Origin of the sequence: Desulfotruncus alcoholivorax DSM 16058 (assembly GCF_000430885.1) — a bacterium.
Classification (GTDB): domain Bacteria; phylum Bacillota; class Desulfotomaculia; order Desulfotomaculales; family Desulfallaceae; genus Desulfotruncus; species Desulfotruncus alcoholivorax.
In genome coordinates this window covers 214,849-235,564 of the sequence record NZ_AUMW01000001.1, presented here as the reverse complement: position 1 = coordinate 235,564, position 20,716 = coordinate 214,849, and the positions used below count along the sequence as shown (strand labels likewise).

Annotated in this window: 24 protein-coding genes and 1 pseudogene; 22 read left to right on the top strand and 3 right to left on the bottom strand. The window is 48.0% G+C overall.

The window, feature by feature from the left end:
• Window positions 1-203: pseudogene (locus tag H569_RS0101290) on the bottom strand (IS5/IS1182 family transposase); the annotation flags it as partial.
• Window positions 204-291: 88 nt separating this feature from the next.
• On the bottom strand, window positions 292-759 hold the full coding sequence (locus H569_RS18870; RefSeq protein ID WP_157833443.1) for a hypothetical protein: 468 nt from the start codon (window positions 757-759) through the stop codon (window positions 292-294).
• A 502-nt stretch (window positions 760-1,261) separates the two neighbouring features.
• Between H569_RS18870 and H569_RS0101275 the strand changes: the two genes are divergently transcribed.
• The 9 genes from H569_RS0101275 (at window position 1,262) to H569_RS0101235 (ending at window position 9,124) form a co-directional block, all read left to right on the top strand.
• On the top strand, window positions 1,262-1,723 hold the full coding sequence (locus H569_RS0101275; protein WP_034629080.1) for a prepilin-type N-terminal cleavage/methylation domain-containing protein: 462 nt from the start codon (window positions 1,262-1,264) through the stop codon (window positions 1,721-1,723).
• A gap of 4 nt (window positions 1,724-1,727) precedes the next feature.
• Entirely contained in the window at window positions 1,728-2,195 is a 468-nt protein-coding gene (locus H569_RS0101270) for a type IV pilus modification PilV family protein (protein WP_027363481.1), read from the top strand.
• Between the two features lie 5 nt (window positions 2,196-2,200).
• Window positions 2,201-2,740 carry a PilW family protein gene (locus H569_RS0101265; protein WP_027363480.1) on the top strand — a complete coding sequence of 180 codons (540 nt, stop codon included), beginning with the start codon at window positions 2,201-2,203 and terminating at the stop codon, window positions 2,738-2,740.
• A gap of 147 nt (window positions 2,741-2,887) precedes the next feature.
• Complete coding sequence (locus H569_RS0101260) at window positions 2,888-4,105, top strand: hypothetical protein (RefSeq protein WP_027363479.1); 1,218 nt, start codon at window positions 2,888-2,890, stop codon at window positions 4,103-4,105.
• A 44-nt stretch (window positions 4,106-4,149) separates the two neighbouring features.
• A complete protein-coding gene (gene pilM / locus H569_RS0101255; protein WP_027363478.1) occupies window positions 4,150-5,220 on the top strand; it encodes a type IV pilus assembly protein PilM in 1,071 nt (356 codons plus the stop codon).
• A gap of 3 nt (window positions 5,221-5,223) precedes the next feature.
• A complete protein-coding gene (locus tag H569_RS0101250; RefSeq protein ID WP_027363477.1) occupies window positions 5,224-5,919 on the top strand; it encodes a PilN domain-containing protein in 696 nt (231 codons plus the stop codon).
• Window positions 5,903-6,664, top strand: coding sequence for a type IV pilus inner membrane component PilO (locus H569_RS0101245; protein ID WP_027363476.1), 762 nt, complete (start codon window positions 5,903-5,905; stop codon window positions 6,662-6,664). The genes H569_RS0101250 and H569_RS0101245 overlap by 17 nt, the downstream gene beginning before the upstream one ends.
• Window positions 6,665-6,729: 65 nt before the next feature.
• A complete protein-coding gene (locus H569_RS0101240; protein ID WP_027363475.1) occupies window positions 6,730-8,127 on the top strand; it encodes a TldD/PmbA family protein in 1,398 nt (465 codons plus the stop codon).
• A 244-nt stretch (window positions 8,128-8,371) separates the two neighbouring features.
• Window positions 8,372-9,124, top strand: a complete 753-nt coding sequence (locus H569_RS0101235; protein WP_027363474.1) for a prepilin peptidase — start codon at window positions 8,372-8,374, stop codon at window positions 9,122-9,124.
• Between the two features lie 128 nt (window positions 9,125-9,252).
• Here H569_RS0101235 and H569_RS0101230 read toward each other — a convergent pair whose 3' ends face one another.
• Window positions 9,253-9,516, bottom strand: coding sequence for a DUF3243 domain-containing protein (locus H569_RS0101230; RefSeq protein ID WP_027363473.1), 264 nt, complete (start codon window positions 9,514-9,516; stop codon window positions 9,253-9,255).
• Window positions 9,517-9,764: 248 nt separating this feature from the next.
• On the opposite strand from H569_RS0101230, the gene H569_RS0101225 reads away from it, so the two are divergent.
• The 13 genes from H569_RS0101225 to H569_RS0101160 all read left to right on the top strand — a co-directional run bounded on the left by H569_RS0101225 (window position 9,765) and on the right by H569_RS0101160 (window position 20,698).
• A complete protein-coding gene (locus H569_RS0101225; RefSeq protein WP_027363472.1) occupies window positions 9,765-9,980 on the top strand; it encodes a hypothetical protein in 216 nt (71 codons plus the stop codon).
• Window positions 9,981-10,212: 232 nt separating this feature from the next.
• The gene (locus H569_RS0101220) at window positions 10,213-11,556 is read left to right on the top strand and encodes a TldD/PmbA family protein (protein WP_027363471.1); all 1,344 of its coding nucleotides are present in this window, start codon (window positions 10,213-10,215) and stop codon (window positions 11,554-11,556) included.
• A 212-nt stretch (window positions 11,557-11,768) separates the two neighbouring features.
• Window positions 11,769-12,209: a type II 3-dehydroquinate dehydratase gene (gene aroQ / locus H569_RS0101215; protein WP_027363470.1), complete on the top strand. Its 441-nt coding sequence runs from the start codon at window positions 11,769-11,771 to the stop codon at window positions 12,207-12,209.
• A 29-nt stretch (window positions 12,210-12,238) separates the two neighbouring features.
• Window positions 12,239-13,312: a M24 family metallopeptidase gene (locus H569_RS0101210; protein WP_027363469.1), complete on the top strand. Its 1,074-nt coding sequence runs from the start codon at window positions 12,239-12,241 to the stop codon at window positions 13,310-13,312.
• 109 nt (window positions 13,313-13,421) lie between these two features.
• Entirely contained in the window at window positions 13,422-13,979 is a 558-nt protein-coding gene (efp, locus tag H569_RS0101205) for an elongation factor P (protein WP_027363468.1), read from the top strand.
• An 82-nt stretch (window positions 13,980-14,061) separates the two neighbouring features.
• Window positions 14,062-14,496, top strand: coding sequence for a CD1247 N-terminal domain-containing protein (locus H569_RS0101200; RefSeq protein WP_027363467.1), 435 nt, complete (start codon window positions 14,062-14,064; stop codon window positions 14,494-14,496).
• Between the two features lie 201 nt (window positions 14,497-14,697).
• The gene (locus H569_RS0101190) at window positions 14,698-16,383 is read left to right on the top strand and encodes an FAD-dependent oxidoreductase (RefSeq protein ID WP_027363466.1); all 1,686 of its coding nucleotides are present in this window, start codon (window positions 14,698-14,700) and stop codon (window positions 16,381-16,383) included.
• 187 nt (window positions 16,384-16,570) lie between these two features.
• Window positions 16,571-17,581, top strand: a complete 1,011-nt coding sequence (gene spoIIIAA / locus H569_RS0101185) for a stage III sporulation protein AA (protein WP_238492437.1) — start codon at window positions 16,571-16,573, stop codon at window positions 17,579-17,581.
• On the top strand, window positions 17,578-18,096 hold the full coding sequence (gene spoIIIAB, locus H569_RS0101180) for a stage III sporulation protein SpoIIIAB (RefSeq protein WP_027363464.1): 519 nt from the start codon (window positions 17,578-17,580) through the stop codon (window positions 18,094-18,096). Before spoIIIAA ends, spoIIIAB begins: the two co-directional genes overlap by 4 nt.
• A 19-nt stretch (window positions 18,097-18,115) precedes the next feature.
• Window positions 18,116-18,319, top strand: a complete 204-nt coding sequence (gene spoIIIAC / locus H569_RS0101175; RefSeq protein WP_027363463.1) for a stage III sporulation protein AC — start codon at window positions 18,116-18,118, stop codon at window positions 18,317-18,319.
• Window positions 18,320-18,330: 11 nt separating this feature from the next.
• Complete coding sequence (spoIIIAD, locus tag H569_RS0101170) at window positions 18,331-18,720, top strand: stage III sporulation protein AD (RefSeq protein WP_027363462.1); 390 nt, start codon at window positions 18,331-18,333, stop codon at window positions 18,718-18,720.
• A gap of 43 nt (window positions 18,721-18,763) precedes the next feature.
• Complete coding sequence (gene spoIIIAE / locus H569_RS0101165) at window positions 18,764-19,930, top strand: stage III sporulation protein AE (RefSeq protein ID WP_407638014.1); 1,167 nt, start codon at window positions 18,764-18,766, stop codon at window positions 19,928-19,930.
• A 129-nt stretch (window positions 19,931-20,059) separates the two neighbouring features.
• Window positions 20,060-20,698 carry a stage III sporulation protein AF gene (locus H569_RS0101160; protein WP_027363460.1) on the top strand — a complete coding sequence of 213 codons (639 nt, stop codon included), beginning with the start codon at window positions 20,060-20,062 and terminating at the stop codon, window positions 20,696-20,698.
• Window positions 20,699-20,716 lie beyond the last annotated feature (18 nt).

The following is a 20,716-nucleotide window of genomic DNA, read 5'->3' as shown; positions in this document are numbered from 1 at the left end:
ATGAGGAGGGCACCGAGGGCCATACGTACAGGTTTGGCCACCTGGCCACGTCTGCCGGGAAAATGTTCTGCGTAGCGGTCTTCGATGGTATCCCAAGGGATAATTTTTGAAAGTTTCACCCAGCGATTGTCGGCCTTAAGTTTACCTTCAAATGGGAGTATGAATTCTTCGAGATAGTATTGCTTTTCCAATTTACGGAACATATTTTACCTCCAGGTGCAAGGTTTTTGCATTATTTGACGCATTTTCCATGCATATTAATTCGACAAATATGCTCCCAAATCCTTGAGATTATTGGATTTTTTTTCGTTCAGCAAGCCCTAAATAAACGTCGGTATCACCGGCACCGGAGGAATTTGTTGTCCCGGTGATAATATAGCCCCCGTCTTCGGTTTGTTGCACCGAGGTTCCCGTATCTTCACCGGTGCCGCCATAAGTTTTTTGCCACTGTATAATTCCCGCAGCATCAGTTTTAACCAGGTAAACATCAAGGTCTTTGCGGGCGAAAGGGGCTTCCGTGGTGCCGCAAATAATATAGCCCCCTTCGGCGGTTTGCTTAACAGATGTAACCTTATTGTCTTTAGTGTTACCGATTGTTTTTCGCCACTTCATACGGCCGGCGGCGTCCAGTTTGGCCAGGTAAATGTCGAAACCACCATGGCCCCACATGTAGCTAGATTGTGTATCTCCGGCTATGATGTACCCTCCATCAACGGCGGATTGGGCACAAATACCCCGGTCTTCATCTTTACCTCCCATTAATTTATCCCACTGTAGTACGATATTCCTTTTTGGCTCAGCTGAAGCCGGTTGAACATAAAACCAAAGGAATAAGAAAAGTCCCGCTAGCATGACCATACTGTCCAAGCCGGTTACCGTTTTTTTTAATTTTACCTGGCATCTTGAACCAAATTTTTTTTGTGAACGTTGATTTTGTGAACGTTGATTTAAAGAAAACATGGAAATTCTCCTTCGCGTTGAACAGGCACGAAACTATCAGTATACTGGTTTAATTTTACTTCAGTATTGCAAATTCCTTTATGTGCTTGTTAAATTTTATACTTTTATTTGATCAGCTATTTATCTAACCAGTTGGTTTTTTGATGCGCCGGTCAATAAAAATTTTGCAATTTACGTAATAATTTACAATGAAATGGTAGGAATTTATCAAAGTATGTTTAATATATTCATTATCTAAAAAATTGGTAAAAATTTTTACCCGGTGCAAATTTGTTTTGTGGGTGCTGTGTTGGATTAGGGTATGATTAAAAAACAAGGCTTCACTTTAATTGAGCTGGTTATTACATTGATGATCATGTCGATCATCGCCGCCATAGCCATGCCCGATTTTAAAAAAGCCTGCGCCAGGCATAATTTAACTGTGGCGGCGGTGGTGATGCGGCAGGAAATATGGTCATGGGGCCAGGATAGCTTGCAGAAAGAAAAGGCAGGGTACGTGATTGAATTTTCCAAGGCCAAGTACCAGGTCAAGGAAGGATTAGCTATTAAAAAATCTATTTCCATGCCTTCCGGGGTGGAGATAACGGAATCTAAATTCGGTGAGGGGTTGGTTTACGACCCGTTGAGGTTTTCAGCCAGGGGTTATCCAATTCGAAACGGGCATGTGACCATAAGCAACAGGTCAATTGGCCAGGTCAAATATGTTATTGTGGCCCCGTATACCGGTAGGGTGCGGGTCAGTGATTATCTAGACGGTGATTAAAAATATGGATAATGTTGGTTTGGACAAAAAGGGCATGACATTGGTAGAAGTGATGGTGGCCCTTTTTATTATTGCCATTTGTATAACACCGGTCTTTAATTCTTTTTTATTAAGTACGAGAAATACCGGAAGCTCGGAAAAAGAAATTATGGCTTTGGAATTGGCGCAGGGACTGCTGGAAGAGGCAGTTGGCTGCAATTTTGATCAAATCACAAGCGTGCCCGGAAACCGGCCGTTTAACCGCATTGATTCCCGTTTTGGCTATCTTGAATCAATAAATTTAATGCAGCAAGGGTTGGCAGACCAATTAGCTGCGGGGGAGGACACAGATTTCTCTTATAACTTGGAGGTTGGCAGCGACCCCGATTATCCCGGAACAATGAAGATAATTAAAGTAAATGTGTATTATCAAGAGAAGTTGACCGGCAGCTTAAAAAAGGTTGTTTTAACAGGGGCCAAGGCCAGGGGGTGAAAATAATGCCAGTAATGCCCGTGTATGAAAGACAACGTCAAAACGGCGGCTTTACCCTGGTGGAAATGTTGATTGCCCTGGCCTTGCTTTCAACAATAATCGTGGTGTCTAATAATTTTTTTCTTAGTGGCCTGGCAAGCTGGCAAAGGAATTTGGATAAGGCGGAAGTAGAGGAAAACCTGCGTATTGCGGTTGACAGGTTGTCCAGGGAATTGCGGCGGGCCAGGTGCATTATCGTGTACGAAAGAAATGAGCTTTACCCCAAAGGCAAAATTTCCTTTCAAATTATAGAAAACGGAGCGTTAAAAACAATCAGTTATTACTGCAGCCCGGCCGGAGATAATGAAAAAGCCATGGAAATAAAAAGAAGAAAAACCGGTTTCATTATGGCGTACCCAGTGGCCCGGTATATCATCAATCTTGATGTCAAACCGGAGGATTGCGGGCCTCAAACTGCACTGGCCACCATTACCCTCACCGGTGAGAAAAGGCGCAGCGGCGAGATAAAGGTCAGTACAACTGTTCTATTAAGGAATCAAGACTAATACTACAGCGTGTGGGGACGGTTCGAGCGTCACCGAAGCGGGGCGAAGGGCCGAAGGGAAGACGATGGAACCGTCCCCTTGGCGTAGCCTAAAAATTGCGGTTTTAGCCGTTGACCGTTTAAGATGATTAATAGAAGGGACTTGTGGATGAAAGGCTTGGTGTGGAAAAATCCCGAGGGTCAGGCGGTTGTAATGGTTTTACTGGTTGTTCTAATTCTTTTTGTACTGTCAGCCGCGCTGGAAACAATAACAACCGGTGCCAGGGGTAATATCGCCGGTGAAAACTATTCTATCCAGGCCTTATACGCAGCTGATGCCGGGATTGAAAAATTAACGGCTAAAATAAACAACAACCCGGTTTGGTGTTACAGTTTACCCTCCGATCGCCTGGTGACAGTTTTTAATAATCAACAGCTGAGCGAGAACGTGTATTTTACTGTCAGCGCCCAAAAAGGCGTCCAGCATGAATTTGGCACCGCCATTTTTATTGAATCTGTGGGCAAATACTTGGATGGCAGCAATAATTTGCTTGCGCAGAAAACGCTTAATTGTGAAGTTGTGGTATACAAGGCTGCGGATTTTCTCAGCGGTTTTGCGCTGCTGCCGGAGGAATCATCCGGGTTGATGTTCAGCGGCAACGGATATTTTGACGCGCCACTGATCTATAACGGTGACCTGCAGTTGACGGGCAATATAGAAGTAAACAGCAGTAAAAAGATATTTACCGGTGGAAGCTTTAATGCTGTTTCGGACGGCGAAGACAGGCCGGTTTACAATGCGGCCAATGTGCGCCAGAATTACCTTTACATCCCACCTTTCCCGGATTTGTCTGATAATTATTATCAGGCCAGGGCAGCTGAAAACGGCCATGTTTATTACGGTGATACTACCTTTAGTAACCTGTGGCTGCCAGTTGGTGAAGAAAACACAATCATGGAAGTGGTGCCTACTTATGATGGTTTTTATTACGTGGATGGCGATATCGATATTTCCCAAAATTTTAACGGCCAGGCGGTTTTTTTTGCCAGCGGAAACATCATTGTTTCCGGAAATTTGACCCCTAAGGTTGATGCTGATGAAGATGCTCCTACGCCCGGTGTTGGAAATCTCACGCTGGTGGCCCTTGGGGATATCAATATAAAAAATGTCACAGTATACGCTAATTTAGTATCCGGCGGCTCCTTAATTGCCAATGATAATACCGAACTCAACGGGGCGGTCTGCGCAAAAGGGGCGTCGTTTCCCGGTTGCGGCAGCATTAAACAATACGTGGCCGATTATATGGCCCCGGATGATGAATTTGTCCCGTTTTGCGTCAAACTGGTTGACTGGCGTGAAAAATACCCCGTGTTTAGTGACAGCTGACTGTTATATTTAATAATTTTTAATTTCTCTACGGAGTTCTCATGATGAGAAAAATATACCAAAAGATTATCCCCCGCAAAATTCCCAGTGCCGCTCTTGATGTTGGCGAGAGGGAAATAAAATTTGTTTACCTTGACCCCTGGCATGCTGTGCCGGAGATAACCACCGTGGCTCGTTACCCGGCACCGCCGGGTGTTTTTGGAGAAGTTATCAATGAAGAGTTGTTGGTTGACGTCCTTGATGATATGGTAAATGAATACCTGCTGGCCGGAACTGAAATAATTTCCGCACTTGGCGGAAACAAGGTGGTAACCAGGCAAATCAACTTGCCACGCATGTCAGCCAAGAAGCTAAACAAGGCTGTTTTGCAGGAAGTTGAAAAATTCATGCCGGTGCCGCTGGATGAGCTTTTTGTCCGTCACCTGGTGCTGGATGAAAATGCAATAGACAACCGGAAAGAGCTGAACATTCTTATTGCAGCGGCGCCTCAAGCAACGGTTTACCAGTATCACGCCTTATTGAAGCGCGCCGGGTTGACGCTGGTTGCCCTGGATTTGCCCGCACTGGCAATCTGGCGGCTTTACCGGAATGAACATGCGGCAAGTGATAATGTTATAGCAATATTTGAAATCGGTGAAACCAAAACCTGTCTGGTGATAACGAAGAAAGGGCGGATGAAATATACCCGTATTTTTCCAGTGGGAGGCAGTTTGCTGACCAGGTCAATGTCAGAGGCGTATGGCATTGATTTAGACAGTGCCAGAAAATTGAAAGAAAGTGAAGGTGTTATTATCAATGAGAACGACCTGGCGGGGGTTGCCGCCGACAAGATGAGGATTGACCTATCCTTGCGGGACGGGCTTGGCGAGTTGCTCAGGGAAATGCGCCGCTCTCTCGAATACTACGCAAATCAGTTTAATGCCGAGCCTGTCGACAAAGTGATCCTGTCCGGTGGAACCTGCAACCTGCCGGGCTTTGACGTTTTTGTAAGCGAGGCGTTGGGTTTGCCCGCTGAAGTTGCCAGACCGGCGAGCTTGTCTTTTGCCCGGGAGGGTGAATTTTCATTTGACCCGTCGCTAGCCATGGCTTACGGGCTGGCCCTGCGGGAGGTTTAATAAATGTATGAAATTAACCTGTTGCCGCCCGAACTAATTAAAAGATTTAATATTGATTTTAAGAAGTTAACTATGCTTATTGCCGTTATTATAGTTGTTATCGGATATGTATATTGGTATGCCGGTTTTAAGTTTCGGCTTTATAATATTAAAGAGGAAATTGCCCATACTGATAAAATGCTGGCTGAAATGAGCCCCCGTTTAAATCTGGTGAAAAAAATAAAGGCTGAGAGAATAGAAAACCAGGAAAAAATTATGGCCTATAAAGCTATAACTGAAAGCAGGTTTTTGTTAACGCCGGTGTTTAAAGAAATTGAAAAAAGCATACCTGTTGATACGTGGCTGACCGGCATAACCCTGGAATACCGCGAAAAACTTAATCCGGTTGGAGGTTTTGCTTCACTGCCGGGCGCAAATGCTTTGCCGCCCAAAGCCACCCTTCAGGCGGTGGGCCCGCCGGTTAGTAAAAAAGAGACCATAGACGAAGTAGAGATTCCCTCTCCTAATGTACTGATGCTTCAGGGAGTGACCTATAATTCCGCTTCGGTCGGCGTATTTGTGCATAATCTGGCAGGACTCCCTTATTTTAGAAATGTTGGCATTAAAAAAGTCTACACTAATTCAGGCGATGATGCGGGATATGCGTTTACCCTGGAACTGCAACTGCGGGAGGAGGGGCGCGATGTTTCGGCATCTTAGCCGGCGGGGCATTATTTTGCTCGAAATTCTGGGCCTGGTGGCCTTACTGACCGGCGTTTACTATTTAATGCTTGGCCCTCAGCTTAGTGCTTATGCGACGTTGCATGAGGAATTGCTGGACAAGCGGTCTCAACTTGAGCAGGCTGAAAAAATATTAAGCCAGGAAAAAGGTGAAATAGCTGAATACGAAGAAACAAGAAAACAGCTCAACAAATATAAGCAGCTGTTGGCCGGCGATTTTAGCAGTGGCTCGGCCATGGTTTTGATAGGATTGAAAGCTGCCGGCTCAAAGGTTGTTGTAAATAACCTGGAACCCCTGGGCATCGTAGACAAAAAGAGCTATTTGGAGTTGCCTTTAAAACTTGAGCTATACGGAGATTACCTAAACATTGTTGATTTTATTTCTCAAATTGAAAAGCTGCCCAATTTGGTTGAAATCCGAACTTTAAAGGTAACCGTGGAAGATAAGCGCCTTTTGAAAGAAAAGAACCCGCCGGACGGTGAAAATGTTTCAGGCAGCTTATTTGATTTGCCCCGGGATTTATCCCAAGCTGATTCAGCTGAAGCCGTTGAACCTAAAATTAAAGCCCTGCTGGACTTGGTGATATATTCCGACCCTTCGCCCAAAGGCGAACTTTACCTGGAGCAGGAACAGATCAAAGCCTGGAAAATTGGACGTGACAAACCCTTTAAAAAACCGGGCCAGGTTTCGCCCTACCCTGAAATTCCGCTCTCTTCAAGGTAAATAAAATTCAGCTTAAGGGAAGAAAATACATAGAATAAATAATAGTCTAATTTTTGGTGGTGTTAATAATGGATCAAGGATTATTAAAAGAGGTACTGGCCGAGGCGTTAAAAAATGGCGGGGATTTTGCCGATGTTTTTGTGGAACAAAAAAAAATAACCGGCATCGGCTGCGAGGCAGGCAAAATTGAGCGCATTCAATCCGGTATAGAATCGGGAGCGGGAATCAGGGTTATATCGGGTGATGCAACCGCTTACGCCTATACCAATGACCTCAGCCGCGAGGGGATGTTGAATGCCGCAAAAATAGTGAGCCACGCCGCAACTGGCGGAAAGAAAAGCGGGGTGGCGGAGTTCCGGTTTGTTAAGCCAAATGTGAAGTTTGAGATTAAAGTTAATCCCAGCGAAGTGACAACCGAGCAGAAAGTCCTTGCTGTAAAGGCGGCTGATGGAGCTGCCAGGGCGGTGGATGCGGAAAAGATTAAACAGGTCATGGTTGGCTACGCCGATATTGTGCAGAAGGTTATTATTGCCAACAGCCAGGGAGATTTTGTTGAAGATGAGCGGGTGCGCACCCGGCTGATGGTTCAGGCTGTAGCTGCGGAAGGCTCCGTAATTCAAACTGGCTACGAAGCCGTGGGCAGTCACAGCGGGTTCGAATTGCTGCAGCGCAATAAACCGGAGGAGGTGGGCGCGAAAGCAGCCCGGCGGGCAGTGCAAATGCTGGGTGCAAAGCCTGCCCCCGCCGGTAAAATGGTTGTTGTGCTGGCAGGCGAAGCCGGAGGCACCATGGTTCACGAAGCCTGCGGCCACGGTTTGGAGGCCGACCTGGTTCAAAAGGGGCTTTCGGTATATGCGGGCAAAAAAGGACAAAAAGTGGCTGCGGATTGTATCACAGTTATCGACGATGCAACCATGGAAGACCGTTACGGGTCTTACAGTGTGGATGATGAAGGGGTGCCGGCCCGCAAAGTGGTGCTGATCGAAAACGGAGTGCTCAAAGATTACATGTATGACAGGCTTACCGCCAGGCGCGACAATGTGCAGCCCAACGGCCACGGCCGCCGCGAGTCATACCAGGATAAACCTATCCCCCGTATGGGCAATACATATATCGCGCCCGGCAAGGACGACCCGCAGGAAATTATCAAAAGTGTGGAAAGTGGACTGCTGGTTAAAAAAATGGGCGGCGGCCAGGTTAATACCACCACGGGTGACTTCGTATTCGATGTTGCGGAAGGCTATCTGATTAAAAACGGACAAATAGGGCCGATGGTGCGGGGAGCCACGCTTACCGGCAATGGGCCGGAAGTGCTGAAGGTGGTCGAAAAGGTAGGCAGTGACCTTGGGTTTACCATCGGAACTTGCGGCAAGGATGGGCAGGGTGTGCCGGTTAGCGATGCGCAGCCCACCATGCTGGTAAGGCAAATAACCGTCGGCGGCACCGCCCACGGAGAAAGTTAAGCTAAAGATTCCCGGGAAGAGATACTCCCGGGATTTTCTATCTGTTATAATATGTGTTGTATGATATGAATTTTGACAACTACTCAGGAGTCAGGAGCCAGAATGAGAGAATGACGATAATTTTTGAAGACTTATTTACTGGTATTGCAGAAGGTAGCAAGAGGTCAGTAAATTACTGGAAGCATATTTACAGGGCATCGGCGGATTCGTCAATACCTGAATAAGTAACACGGGGTTAAAGATAATGGTAATCAACTATGTTTTTGTATTTCTCCTGGGGACCTGCATAGGCAGCTTCTTAAACGTATGCATTTTTCGCATACCGGAAAAACGGACCGTGATAGCAGGCTCTTCTTACTGCTGCGCGTGCGGGCAAAAGTTAAACTTTCTGGATATGGTTCCAATTCTAAGTTACCTGTTTTTAAAAGGCCGCTGTCGTTACTGCGGGGCCAGGCTTTCAATTCAGTATCCACTGGTGGAATTATTATCCGGCGTTATGTTTTTACTTATTTTTATCAAGCATGGATTTGGATTATCTTCGTTAATGTTAGGGGTCTTTGTTTCAATTCTTATTATTGCTGCCGTAATTGATATCCACCACCGTATCATTCCCGACGGGCTGGTAGTTGTAGGCCTGTTGGCTGGTATACCTTTAACGGTATTTCAATCAACTGATAAATTGGTTAACGGAGTGATAGGGTTTTTTACAGCCGGGATAATCATGCTGGTTATTGCCGTTGTATCCAAAGGGGGAATGGGGGGCGGAGACATAAAATTAAGTGCCTTGATGGGTCTGTACCTGGGCTGGCAGGGTGTGTTTCTGGCGTTGTTTATATCATTTTTCTTTGGTGGTATGACCGGTATTTATTTGCTGCTATCCGGGCGAAAAGGTCGTAAGGATCCCGTGCCTTTCGGCCCCTTTTTGGCGCTGGGGGCTGTGCTGGCGGCCCTTTGGGGCAATGAATTGCTGGCCTGGTACTTTGGGTTATGGGGCTAGGCTTGGGGTATATATAATTGCCCGGGAAATACATTACCCGGGCAATTTGTTTAAAACGATATTTTATTAATTTGATCAATGGAAGCTATTATTGTTTTCGATAACTGGAATTCTATTATGGAATACTCTTACTGGTTTACCACTTTGGTCATCAGCCTGGCCAGTGTTTGGCGCTCGGTCTGGTCTGCAACGGTCCAAAGTTCTTTTAACAACTGCTGTTCCGGGTTGGCCGGCGCTACGTTTTGGGCCAGCAGGTCTCCCGCCTGGTTGGCTAAACTTTGAATTTTATCCCTTGGAATACCGAGTTCTTCGGCGAATTCCATCGCCTGCCTGAGGTAGTTTTTCCATGTTGCCCAGTCGGTGTTAGCGTTCCTGGCAAAATTAAAATCCATGCTTATCCCCACCTTAAAGTTTTAAATGATTTTGATATAAAATATTTTCTCCAAAGTTTTAAATATTATTCTATTGAACCGGCAAAATTTTCTTGCTTATCCATTCTTTAAATAATGAGATAATATTTATATTTCACAAATACCTGTGTCAAGGCATATGCTGTAGAAGGTAAAGAAAAATTCAATGTCAGCCGGGAAAATGTTTTTCATCCCGGTGGTCGATACTTCCTTGTAGGAGGTATTTATTTATGAAAATTGGCGATATTGTCACCAGAAGGTTTGCCGGCGAGGAAGCCCAATTTTGTATTATCGGGTTTTATACAGACCAGAGTTCCGGAGAAAGGGTAGCAATAGTTGCTATGTTGGATCCACATTCGGTCCGGGAAGTAGCGGTACAGGAATTGGCACCGGTGGCCTTCAAGGACTTGATTGCTTTGACGGCAAATTCCAGTTACATGCATTAGCTGCCTGTTTAAAGGCAGTTTTTATTTTGCGCAATGGGAACTGAATTGGGCGTGTGTATTTGCACTTTTTTTATTTAATTCTTGCCATATATATGGCAAGGACAGAGGAGAAAAGTATAAAACACACGCAAAAGGGAACTGAATTATGCGTGTGTTTTTATTGGTACTAAAAGGAATAGTATATCTTTTATTGAATTATACTATTTTAACTGAAAGGAGCGGGTGAAAAACAATGGAATCCAGGTATAGCAAATATGCCGAAGGCGCAGTTCAAAAAGCAAAAAAGCTGGGTGCCGAAATGGCTGAAGCATATATTGGCAACAGTAAGGAACTGGTAGTTGACGTTCGCAACGGATCGCTTGAGACAATGAAGCTGGCCGAGGACCGGGGCATGGGGATCAGGGTGTTTACCGGCGGGAAGACCGGTTTTGCTTTTACCACAGATTTTGGTGACAGCGCTATAGATGAGGTTGTAAGGCAAGCCCTGGCTAACGCGTCCTGTGCGGAACCCGACCCTTTAAGAACGCTTCCGGTGCCGGCTCCTTCCTACCAGCAAATGGATTTGTACGACCCTTGTATTAAGAAAGCTACTGTGGAGCAAAAAATTGAGATGGCCAAGTCGATGGAAAATGAGGCCCGGGCTTTTGATAGTAGAATCAGCGTTACTGAAAGCTCAACATACCAGGATGGTGAGGTTGAAGTTACCCTGTTTAATTCCAATGGAATTAATTTGCATTACCTGGGCGCTTATTGCGGCATGTACATAGCGCTGGTGGCCGGCCAGGGTGAGGATAGTCAGACGGGTTTTGCGCTGGGCTACGGACTGCGCTTTGCCGGGCTGGATCCCGCAAAACTGGGGCGGCAGGCAGCGGAAAGGGCTGTGCGCATGCTGGGCGCAAAGCCCGGATCCACTCAAAAGGCGCCTGTTGTTTTGGACCCGTACGTTGCCACAGGGTTTTTGGGCCTGCTGGCGCCGGCTCTTTCCGCCGAAGCGGTGCAAAAGGGACGCTCACTGTTTGCGGGAAAGGTCGGGCAGCAGGTGGGGTCGGGGAACATAAATCTGATAGACGACGGCACGCTGAAAGACGGCATCTCTTCCGCTCCCTTTGACGGGGAAGGAGTTCCAACCTCACGCACGGTATTAATAGAGGGCGGAGTGTTAAAATGTTTTTTACATAACACTTACACCGCCGCCAAAGACAAAGTGCTTTCCACCGGGAACGGCGTGCGCGGTTCTTTTAAAGGAACGCCTGAAGTGGGAACCACCAACTTTTTCATTGAGCCGGGCGCTAAAAAGCCGGAAGAAATTATCGGTGAAATAAACAACGGCTTTTACGTGACGGAAGTTATGGGCATGCATACCGCCAACCCCATCAGCGGAGACTTTTCTGTAGGTGCCAGCGGGTTGTGGATAGAAAACGGGAAGCTGGTCAGGCCGGTGCGGGGAATGGCCATTGCCGGCAATATTATGGATTTGCTGAAATCAGTCGATGCGGTGGGCAGCGACCTGCAATTTTTCGGCGGCAAGGGCGCGCCGACGATCCGCGTATCAGAAATGAGCATAAGCGGTCATTAGCGCTTTAGTCACTGCGGGCGCAGCACTTTTGTCATTGCGAGCGCAGCGAAGCAATCTCATCTTTTGGTAACTTTAACCAAATTCATTAATAGTGAACTTATCCCTTTAGCACATGCATGTCAAGTAATTGTTTGAAAGGTGCTGGCATTAACTGACTTTGCAACTTAAGGGGATTATGTTAAAATATTTCCAGTATTTTTAAGGAGAAAAGCGTGAGAATACTAGTTTTAAACGGACCCAATTTAAACCTGCTGGGGCTGCGTGAACCCGGCGTTTACGGTGCTGTTACCCTTGATCAAATACAATCCTCGATGCTGGCTCTGGCCGGTGAATTGGGCGTTGAGCTTGAATTTTTCCAATCCAATCACGAAGGTGCGCTGATAGACCGGCTGCACGATGCAAGAGATAATTTCTCCGCTGTCATCTTTAACCCGGGGGCTTTCACCCATTACAGCTACGCGCTGCGCGATGCTGTTGCCGCTATCAGTCTTCCGGTGATTGAGGTTCATCTTTCCAATATTTACGCCCGGGAGGAATTCAGGCACCATTCGGTGATAGCGCCGGTGGCAGCCGGGCAGGTCTCCGGTTTCGGCGCGGCTGGTTATTTGCTGGCATTAAGGGCGGTTGCGCATTTGTGCACCGGGGGACACTAAATGACACTTAATAATGAGGACATTATCCAATGATGGAGCGAGTTAAACAAGTTGCCGGTTACCTGGCTGAAAGCGGTGCCGGCGCGATGTTGGTTATGCAGCCGGAAAACAGGCTGTATCTTAGCGGATTTACCGGTAGTTCCGGTGCCGTATTGGTTACAGAAAATAAGTCTTTCCTTGTCACTGATTTTCGATACATTGAACAGGCCCAACAACAAAGCCCGCACCTTGAAATTTATAAATTACGGGAAACAACGGAAGACACACTCGCTGATATTGCCGGCTCGCTGGGCTTAAAATCCGTGGCCTTTGAAGCCGACTACATAAGTTATCATTTTTATGAAAAATTAAAATGCAAGCTTAAAGGCGTTGAACTTATTCCGGTAACGGGTGTGGTTGAACAAAACAGGCAGGTTAAAGACAGTAGTGAGCTGCTGGCTATCGCCAGGTCTATGTCCTTGCTGGACGATGGGTTTAATTATATCTGCGGGCGGATTAAACCGGGCACCAGTGAAAAGGAGATAGAGTTGGAACTGGAAACATACCTGCGCAAAAAAGGTGCTTCGGGCCCGGCTTTCCCATTTATCATCGCATCCGGCCCCAGGTCATCGTTGCCGCACGGTACCGCCACGGACAGGGTTATCGGTTATGGTGACCTCATTACCCTGGACTATGGTGTTGTTTTTGATAACTACAATTCCGATATGACAAGGACAGTGGCCGTGGGCGAGCCGCCGGCAGAATTAAAGAAGATTTATTCCATCGTGCTGGAGGCTCAATTGGCCGGGCTTGCGGCAGTCAAGGCCGGCGTAACCGCCAGTTCGGCGGATGGCGCGGCCCGCCAAGTAATTGAATCCTATGGTTATGGCGAGTATTTCGGGCACGGGACCGGTCATGGAGTGGGCCTGGCGGTGCACGAAGCGCCGCGCCTGTCCTCCAGGGATAATACCGTGCTGCGTGAAGGAATGGTGGTTACGGTGGAGCCTGGCATTTACCTCCCCGGAGTTGGCGGAGTCAGGATTGAGGACAGTGTTGTGGTGGAAAAGGACGGCTGCCGGGTGCTGACGAAGTCACCAAAGGACAAGTTAATTATTCTTTCTTAAATGTAATTACTAAGGAGTCAGAAATCAGAAGCCAGTATAAGAAAACGTTTATGCAGTATTCTGAATTCTGACTACTGAATTCTGAATACTTTTTTAGGAGGCGGGGAACTTGATATCAACCAATGAATTTCGCACAGGTTTAACCATTGAGCTGGAGGGTGACGTTTACCAGGTGGTGGACTTTCAGCACGTGAAGCCCGGCAAGGGTGCGGCTTTTGTCCGCTCCAAGTTAAAAAACCTCAGAACTGGCGCTGTGGTAGACAAAACCTTTAATGCCGGTGAAAAAATCCCCCGGGCCAGGGTGGAACGCAGGGAAGTGCAGTATCTATATAACGACGGATCCGATTATAACTTTATGGATATGGAAACCTACGACCAGTTTGCCATGAGCAAAGACCAGCTGGAAGATGCCATTAAATTTTTAAAGGAAAATATGGTCATAACCATTTTGACCTTTCAGGGGCGCTCAATAGGTGTGGAACTGCCCAATTATGTTGAACTTGAAGTGGTGGAAACAGCGCCCGGCATCAAAGGCGATACCGCTTCGGGCGGTTCCAAGCCGGCGACACTGGAAACGGGTTATGTGGTTCAGGTCCCGTTTTTTATTAATACCGGTGATGTCCTGCAGATAGATACCCGTACAGGCCATTACATCAAAAGAGTTTAGGAAATATATGTTTAAAAACCCCCGGTGCGAGGGATACTATTTTTGTTGAAATGTATCTTGGAAAACCAAAGGGGGTTTCTTAATGTCCGACCTTAGATCTAAAGTGGCTTACCTTCAGGGACTTTCAACCGGGCTGAACCTTGAGGGCGAAAGCAAGGAAGGAAAAATAATTCAAAATATTATCAGCGTTTTGGAAGATTTTGCTGACTCGTTTTCCGAACTTGAAAACGCCCAGGAACAACTGGAAGATTACGTTGAGACCATCGACGAAGACCTGTATTCTCTAGAAGCAGACTTAAATGAAGATGATATGGAAGATTATGTGGAGGTGGACTGCCCTCGCTGCGGTGAAACTGTTTTGTTCGATTCCGGTATAATTGAGGATGATGATATTATCGAAGTAACCTGTCCCAATTGTGATGAAGTTGTTTTTGTTAACGATGATAGCTTTGAATCCGCCGATGAGGCGGAAGAAATAACGGGCCGGGCTTTAACAGCTATGGATGAAGACTTATGATAAAGACTTATAAAATAAAAAAGACCGAAAAAAGGCGGCAGGCTATCCTGTCGCCCAATTTTTTTATTATAATATGCAAATATAACAGATAAATAAACCGGGTGGTTCTTGACTGCACAGCATGTACCATTTACAATTAAGGAGTAAAATGGAGTATTGTTCATAACCAGTTTAAAATAACTATCAAGCGGGGTGGGAAAATTGGGCAAAAAAATCGTTATCATCGGTGGTGTGGCCGCAGGGCCGAAAGCTGCGGCAAGGGCCCGCCGGCTGGATCCCGAAGCGGAAATAACCATCATTGAAAAAGGTAAATTAATATCCTATGCCGGGTGCGGTATGCCCTATTACCTGTCGGGTGAAACTCATAAATTTGAACTTTTGTTTGAGACCACCTACGGTGTTATCAGGGATGAAGATTATTTCTGGCGGGAAAAAGGGTGCCGGGTGTTGACCCGCACCGAGGCCAAGTCCATTGACAGGGACAAAAAAGAAGTGTTGATTGAAAACCTTGAAACCGGAGAAAAGCAAACACTGCCTTATGACAAACTGGTGCTGGCCACGGGGGCCGAGCCGTTCGTGCCGCCCATTGAAGGCTTGAATTTAAAAGGGGTACATAAGCTCAATCATCCCGAAGATGCTCAAAGAATTAAGGAAATTCTTGGTGCCGGTGAAGGCGGCGAGGCGGCCATTATCGGGGCCGGTTTGATCGGGCTGGAAACTGCCGACGCGCTGATGAAGTTGCACATGTTTTGCTCGGTGATAGAGCTCCAGGATCAGATTTTGCCGGGTATGCTGGATCCTGATATGGCTGAGTTTCTGGCTAAAAAACTAACGGATCAGGGCATTGAGTTTTACCTTGGTCATAAAGTGCTGAAGCTGGAAGGTGACGAAGACGGTAATGTTACCACGGTTATCACGGATCAAGGACCCGTTGACGCCGAACTGGTTGTGGTGGCGGTAGGGGTGCGCCCGAACGTCAAACTGGCCCGCGAGGCCGGCCTGGTGATCGGGGATACCGGCGCCATCGCAGTCAATGAATACCTGCAGACCAGCGACCCGGACATCTACGCCCTGGGCGATTGCGCCGAAACTACGCACCTGGTCAGCGGCAAAAAAGTATTTCTGCCCATGGCCACCTCGGCCAACAGGCAGGGCCGCGTAGTGGGAGACAACATCACCGGAGGAAACACCGTATTCAAGGGCGTTCTGGGCACAGCCGTAATGCGTGCCATGGGCTTCAATGTCGGGCGGACCGGCCTGGGCGAAAAGCAGGCCCGCGACCTGGGATATAAGGTTGTAACCGGGGTTTTCCACGGCTTCGACCGCACGCACTACCATCCCGAGCATGGAATGGTAATGATGAAGCTGATTACCGAGGAAGGCACGGGCAAAATTCTCGGCGCCCAGGCGGTTGGATTGGGCGACGCAGTTAAACGGATCGACGTTGCGGCCACGGCCATTACTTTTAATGCCACCGTGGACCAGATGGCTGAAGTCGACCTGGGCTACGCCCCGCCCTTCTCCACGCCTATTGATGTGGCCGCGCACGCGGCCAATATCGTGCGCAACAAAGTGGCCGGGCTGGCCGAAACAATCAGCGCAAGAGAGCTGAAAGAAAAAATGGACCGCGGCGATGACATGGTGATTCTTGACGTGCGCACCGAGGCCCAGTTCAATATGCGCCATTTAAAAGACGACCGGGTTATGCTGGTGGTGCTGGGCGACCTGCGGGAAAGGATCAACGAAATCCCCAGGGACAAGGAGATTGTAGTGCTTTGCGCCCTGGGCACCAGGGCTTACGAGGCGTTGCGCACATTAAAGGGAGCCGGGTTCGGGGATGTTAAATACATGGAGGGCGGCCTTCAGGCCTGGCCGTATGAGTTCTAGGAAACGCCCATGCCGCTGGCGCGGCATCCTCAGCAGGAAGCATTAATTACAAAGTTTAAAAAATAGAACCGAATTGTCGGTTCTATTTTTTTGTGGTTATATGGGCATATTTTTCCAGCAGCACAAATACACATTTATAAATGAGGACGGGCTTATACCCAAACCATTTTGGGAAAGGAGGATAACGTTGACCGGATTAACAGCAGCAAAAACCGCTATACCGGCGGAAGGAGCCTGGCAGCAAATAGTATCTTTTTTATCGCCCGGGCTGAAAGAGATTATCAGCGCCGTGCCGCAGCGTTACCTTTCCGAACTGGAGGAAATCAGGCTGCGCCGGGACAGGCCGCTGATGCTGGGGGTGGGAAGTGCTGACTTTTTCGTACGGCGAGACGGTTCGGTTAATCATATACCCGCCGGCGCATTTGTAATCGAAGCCTCCGACTTGGAAAAAGTAATTCATAACATCAGTGGCTATTCCATTTATGCTCTGGAAGAAGAGCTGAGAAACGGGTACCTGACCCTCCCGGGCGGGCACAGGGTGGGACTGACCGGGAAAGCTGTTTTAGATAACGGGCGAGTTAAAACCATTAAGCACATCTCAGGCTTAAACATCAGGGTTTGCCGGGAAGTTAAAGGTATTGCCGGCGGCGTGCTTAATAAACTGATCGACCATAAAACCGGCAGCGTTTATCATACGGTGATATTCTCCCCGCCGCGCTGCGGCAAGACCACCCTGCTCAGGGACCTGGTGCGGCAAATCAGCGACGGTGTGCCGGGGTTTAATTTTCCGGGCCGTACCGTGGGTGTGGTGGACGAGCGTTCTGAAATTGCCGGGTGCCACCGGGGCGTCCCCCAAATGGACGTCGGGGTCAGAACAGACGTGCTGGATGGCTGTCCCAAAGCCCAGGGGATGATGATACTGCTCAGGTCGATGTCACCGGACGTTATCGTCACCGACGAGATAGGAAAAATGGAGGACATTAAGGCGCTGGAGGAGGTTTTTAATGCCGGAGTGCGCGTTATTGTAACCATCCACGGCTCATCACTGCGGGAACTGGCTGCAAGACCGGCGCTGAAATACTTGCTGCAGCTTAATATTATCGAACGGTTTGTGCAACTGGGCAGGTCCCGGGGTGTGGGAACAGTGGAAAAAATATATACCGGCAGTGATCTTCTTCAGCTGGGGGTGAAACAATGATCAAACTGATTGGCGGATTGCTCATTGTCACAGCCAGCGGGTTGGCCGGGTGGAAAAAGGCCGGCCTGTACTCCCGCAGGCCGCGCGAGCTGCGTCAATTAATTACTGCTCTGCAGATGCTGGAAACCGAGATAACTTACGTGGCGACCCCGCTGCCGGAGGCGCTGGCCAGGACTGCAGAGCAAATGGGTTCTCCCGCCGCCGCCCTGTTCGGGCGCATTGCCGCTGAACTGCGAAGCGGCAGCGGAAAGCCGGCCCGCGATACCTGGAGCGAATCATTGCAGTGGTATTACCCGCGCAGCTCCCTTGGTGAAAGCGACTTGTCCATCGTCAGGGGGCTGGGCAACAGTATCGGTATTTCTGATCGTGATGATCAGGGAAAACATATCCGGCTGGCGGCGGAACAGCTGAAAGCAGCCCTGGCTGCGGCGGAAGAATCTGCCCAAAAGAACGTCAAAATGTGGAACTATGTTGGCTTGCTGGGCGGACTGGTAATAGTATTGGCCCTTTATTAAAAAAAAAGGAGGAGTGCTTATGGGTGCCAACATCGATTTAATTTTCAAAATTGCCGGGATTGGAATTCTGGTGGCCGTTGCTCACATGGTGCTGAAGAACTCTGAGAAGGAGGATTACGGGTTTGCGGTAACCCTTACGGGAATCGCGGTGGTGCTGATTATGGTTATTCAGATGCTGGGCACTCTTTTCGATGAGGTAAAATCTGTATTTAAACTGTTTTAGGCGGTGGTAGCGTGGACTTTGTATTTCAAATATCCAGCATCGCCTTAATTGGGGCGGTACTGGCGGTGGTGCTTAAATACAAAAAGCCGCCTATGGCCATGCTGCTGGGGATAGCGGTTGGCGTTATTATATTCCTGCTGGTAATCGGCAAAGTAGGGGCAATCATCGATATCCTGAGACAGTTATCCGAGCGCGCCGATATAAGTTCTTTCTACCTGGGTACGTTGTTGAAAATTATTGGCATCGCCTACATCGCAGATTTCATAGCCCAGATTTGCCGGGACGCGGAGCAGGGCGCCATTGCGGTAAAAGTGGAACTGGCGGCCAAAGTTATGGTGCTCATGCTGGCGCTGCCTATCGTAGTGGCGGTATTGCAGGCGCTGTTACGGTTGATTCCGTAGGGGGCAGGTAAGGGGTGCAAAGGGGTGATTAATTTTGAAAAAAATAATATACCTGGCTCTAACCCTGTTTATATTTTTAACTACAATTCTCCCCGTAGCTGCCTGGGCGGCCCCGGAACCGGAAAAGGGGTTGGATGAGCAACTGGGCGATTTGGACATGGATCAAATCCAGAATTTCGTTAACCGTATGGATAATGACATCAAAAGCGCCCTGCCGGAAACAGACTTTCGCTCTCTGGTTAAAGGTATTGCAACGGGAAAAATATCTTTGCAGCCTACGGAAATTTTTAACCAGTGTATTAAATATATATTCCGCGAGGTGGTGGCCAATTCCGCTCTTCTGGGAAAACTGGTGGTGCTGGCCGTAATTTGCGCTGTTCTGCAGAACCTAACGGGTGCGTTTGAAAAGGGAACCACCGGGCAGCTGACTCACATGGTGGCCTACCTGGTAATTATCACGCTGGCCATTGGATCTTTCGGGCTTGCTATCCATATGGGGCGGGAAGTTGTGGATAAAATGGTTATCTTCATGCAGGCCCTCCTGCCCCTGTTGCTTACACTGCTGGTTGCGGTAGGGGGCATCGCGTCGGCAGCCATATTCCACCCGGTTGTATTTATTACCATAGCTGTCTTTGGCACCGTCATCAAGAATATTATTTTGCCGCTGATTTTTTTTGCCGCAGTGCTGGAAATAGTAAACGGGCTGTCCAAACAATTTCAGGTGTCCAAGCTTGCCGGCCTGTGCAAGGGTGCGGCAATGGGCTTGATGGGACTGATGAGCACCATCTTTTTGGGGGTTATGGCTATTCAGGGAGTGGCAGGCGCGGTGGGTGACAGTTTAACCTTTCGCACCGCAAAATTTGCCACGGGAACGTTTATTCCCGTAGTGGGGGGCATGTTCAGCGACGCCCTGGAGGCTGTTATCCGATCATCCCTTTTAATGAAGAACGCAGTAGGCATTGCCGGAGTTCTGATTATAGCCATGATTGTAGTGATACCGTTGATTAAGATCATCACTATAGCCCTGATCTACAAACTGGCCGGCGCGGTAATCCAGCCGGTGGGGGAAGACAGGATCAGCGACTGCCTGAACGGGCTGGGCAACAGCTTGATTACGGTCTTTGCCGCTGTGGCCACAGTAGGACTGCTGTTCTTTTTTGCCCTGGCCATTGTGGTTGGTCTTGGCAATATTACCGTAATGCTGCACTAACACCGGTCTATGTTATTGCGAGGAGTGAAACTTTCGTGGCAATCTATACTCCACGCAATGGCGAAAGTAGGGCGATACAATAACCAATAGTAGTGGTTACCTTAAAGATTGGATAGGAAGTGCTAAAACATGGATATGATCCGCGAGCTGATTAAAACTATAGTGGTTATCGTGCTGCTGGCGGTTTTTATTGAGATGATTCTGCCCAAGGGGGACATGCGCCGCTATGTCAAAATGGTGATGGGGCTTTTAGTAATACTGGCTGTGGTGCAAACGGCTGCCGGTGCTCTTAAACTGAGCGTGATGAAGGAAGTCCCGCAGTTAAAGGTCAATGCAGAAGGCGAAGCGCCGCCACTGGATGATATTATCGCCACGGGAAAGAAACTCTCTGAATTAAACCGGAATGAAGCAGTTGAACAGTATAAGCAGGGAATTGCCAGCCAGATTCTAACCATAGCCAGGTTAAATCCCGGTGTGAATCCCGCGGAAGTTTTAGTTAGCTTAGGTGGTGAGTTGAATGATATTAATGAAATCACAATCATCTTCGGTCCAAATGCTGAAAAACCCAAGGAACAGGCTCATAGTGAAAAAAACATAAATGTGGCTCCGGTGGAGATTGGAGAGTTAGGCAATAGCATGACCAGTCAAATGGAAAACAATCAAGTTATAGTTTCACCGGAAGAAAAGAAAGCCGCCGGTGAAGTGGCCAGGGCGGTGGCGCAATTTTACAATTTAAAACCTGATCAAGTGCGGTTTGAATTTAGGTAATCATTTGGAGTCAGAAGC

What these genes read in the sequence shown, in the direction of transcription:
- H569_RS0101200 (WP_027363467.1), top strand. Translation starts at nt 14,062, where the DNA reads ATGTCCGACCTTAGATCTAAAGTGGCTTACCTTCAGGGACTTTCAACC.
- H569_RS0101210 (WP_027363469.1), top strand. Translation starts at nt 12,239, where the DNA reads ATGATGGAGCGAGTTAAACAAGTTGCCGGTTACCTGGCTGAAAGCGGT.
- H569_RS0101235 (WP_027363474.1), top strand. Translation starts at nt 8,372, where the DNA reads ATGGTAATCAACTATGTTTTTGTATTTCTCCTGGGGACCTGCATAGGC.
- pilM (WP_027363478.1), top strand. Translation starts at nt 4,150, where the DNA reads ATGAGAAAAATATACCAAAAGATTATCCCCCGCAAAATTCCCAGTGCC.
- H569_RS0101225 (WP_027363472.1), top strand. Translation starts at nt 9,765, where the DNA reads ATGAAAATTGGCGATATTGTCACCAGAAGGTTTGCCGGCGAGGAAGCC.
- H569_RS0101230 (WP_027363473.1), bottom strand. Translation starts at nt 9,516, where the DNA reads ATGGATTTTAATTTTGCCAGGAACGCTAACACCGACTGGGCAACATGG.
- H569_RS0101245 (WP_027363476.1), top strand. Translation starts at nt 5,903, where the DNA reads ATGTTTCGGCATCTTAGCCGGCGGGGCATTATTTTGCTCGAAATTCTG.
- H569_RS0101270 (WP_027363481.1), top strand. Translation starts at nt 1,728, where the DNA reads ATGGATAATGTTGGTTTGGACAAAAAGGGCATGACATTGGTAGAAGTG.
- H569_RS0101260 (WP_027363479.1), top strand. Translation starts at nt 2,888, where the DNA reads ATGAAAGGCTTGGTGTGGAAAAATCCCGAGGGTCAGGCGGTTGTAATG.
- H569_RS18870 (WP_157833443.1), bottom strand. Translation starts at nt 759, where the DNA reads ATGGGAGGTAAAGATGAAGACCGGGGTATTTGTGCCCAATCCGCCGTT.
- spoIIIAB (WP_027363464.1), top strand. Translation starts at nt 17,578, where the DNA reads ATGATCAAACTGATTGGCGGATTGCTCATTGTCACAGCCAGCGGGTTG.
- spoIIIAC (WP_027363463.1), top strand. Translation starts at nt 18,116, where the DNA reads ATGGGTGCCAACATCGATTTAATTTTCAAAATTGCCGGGATTGGAATT.
- H569_RS0101160 (WP_027363460.1), top strand. Translation starts at nt 20,060, where the DNA reads ATGGATATGATCCGCGAGCTGATTAAAACTATAGTGGTTATCGTGCTG.
- H569_RS0101220 (WP_027363471.1), top strand. Translation starts at nt 10,213, where the DNA reads ATGGAATCCAGGTATAGCAAATATGCCGAAGGCGCAGTTCAAAAAGCA.
- H569_RS0101265 (WP_027363480.1), top strand. Translation starts at nt 2,201, where the DNA reads ATGCCAGTAATGCCCGTGTATGAAAGACAACGTCAAAACGGCGGCTTT.
- H569_RS0101275 (WP_034629080.1), top strand. Translation starts at nt 1,262, where the DNA reads ATGATTAAAAAACAAGGCTTCACTTTAATTGAGCTGGTTATTACATTG.
- H569_RS0101250 (WP_027363477.1), top strand. Translation starts at nt 5,224, where the DNA reads ATGTATGAAATTAACCTGTTGCCGCCCGAACTAATTAAAAGATTTAAT.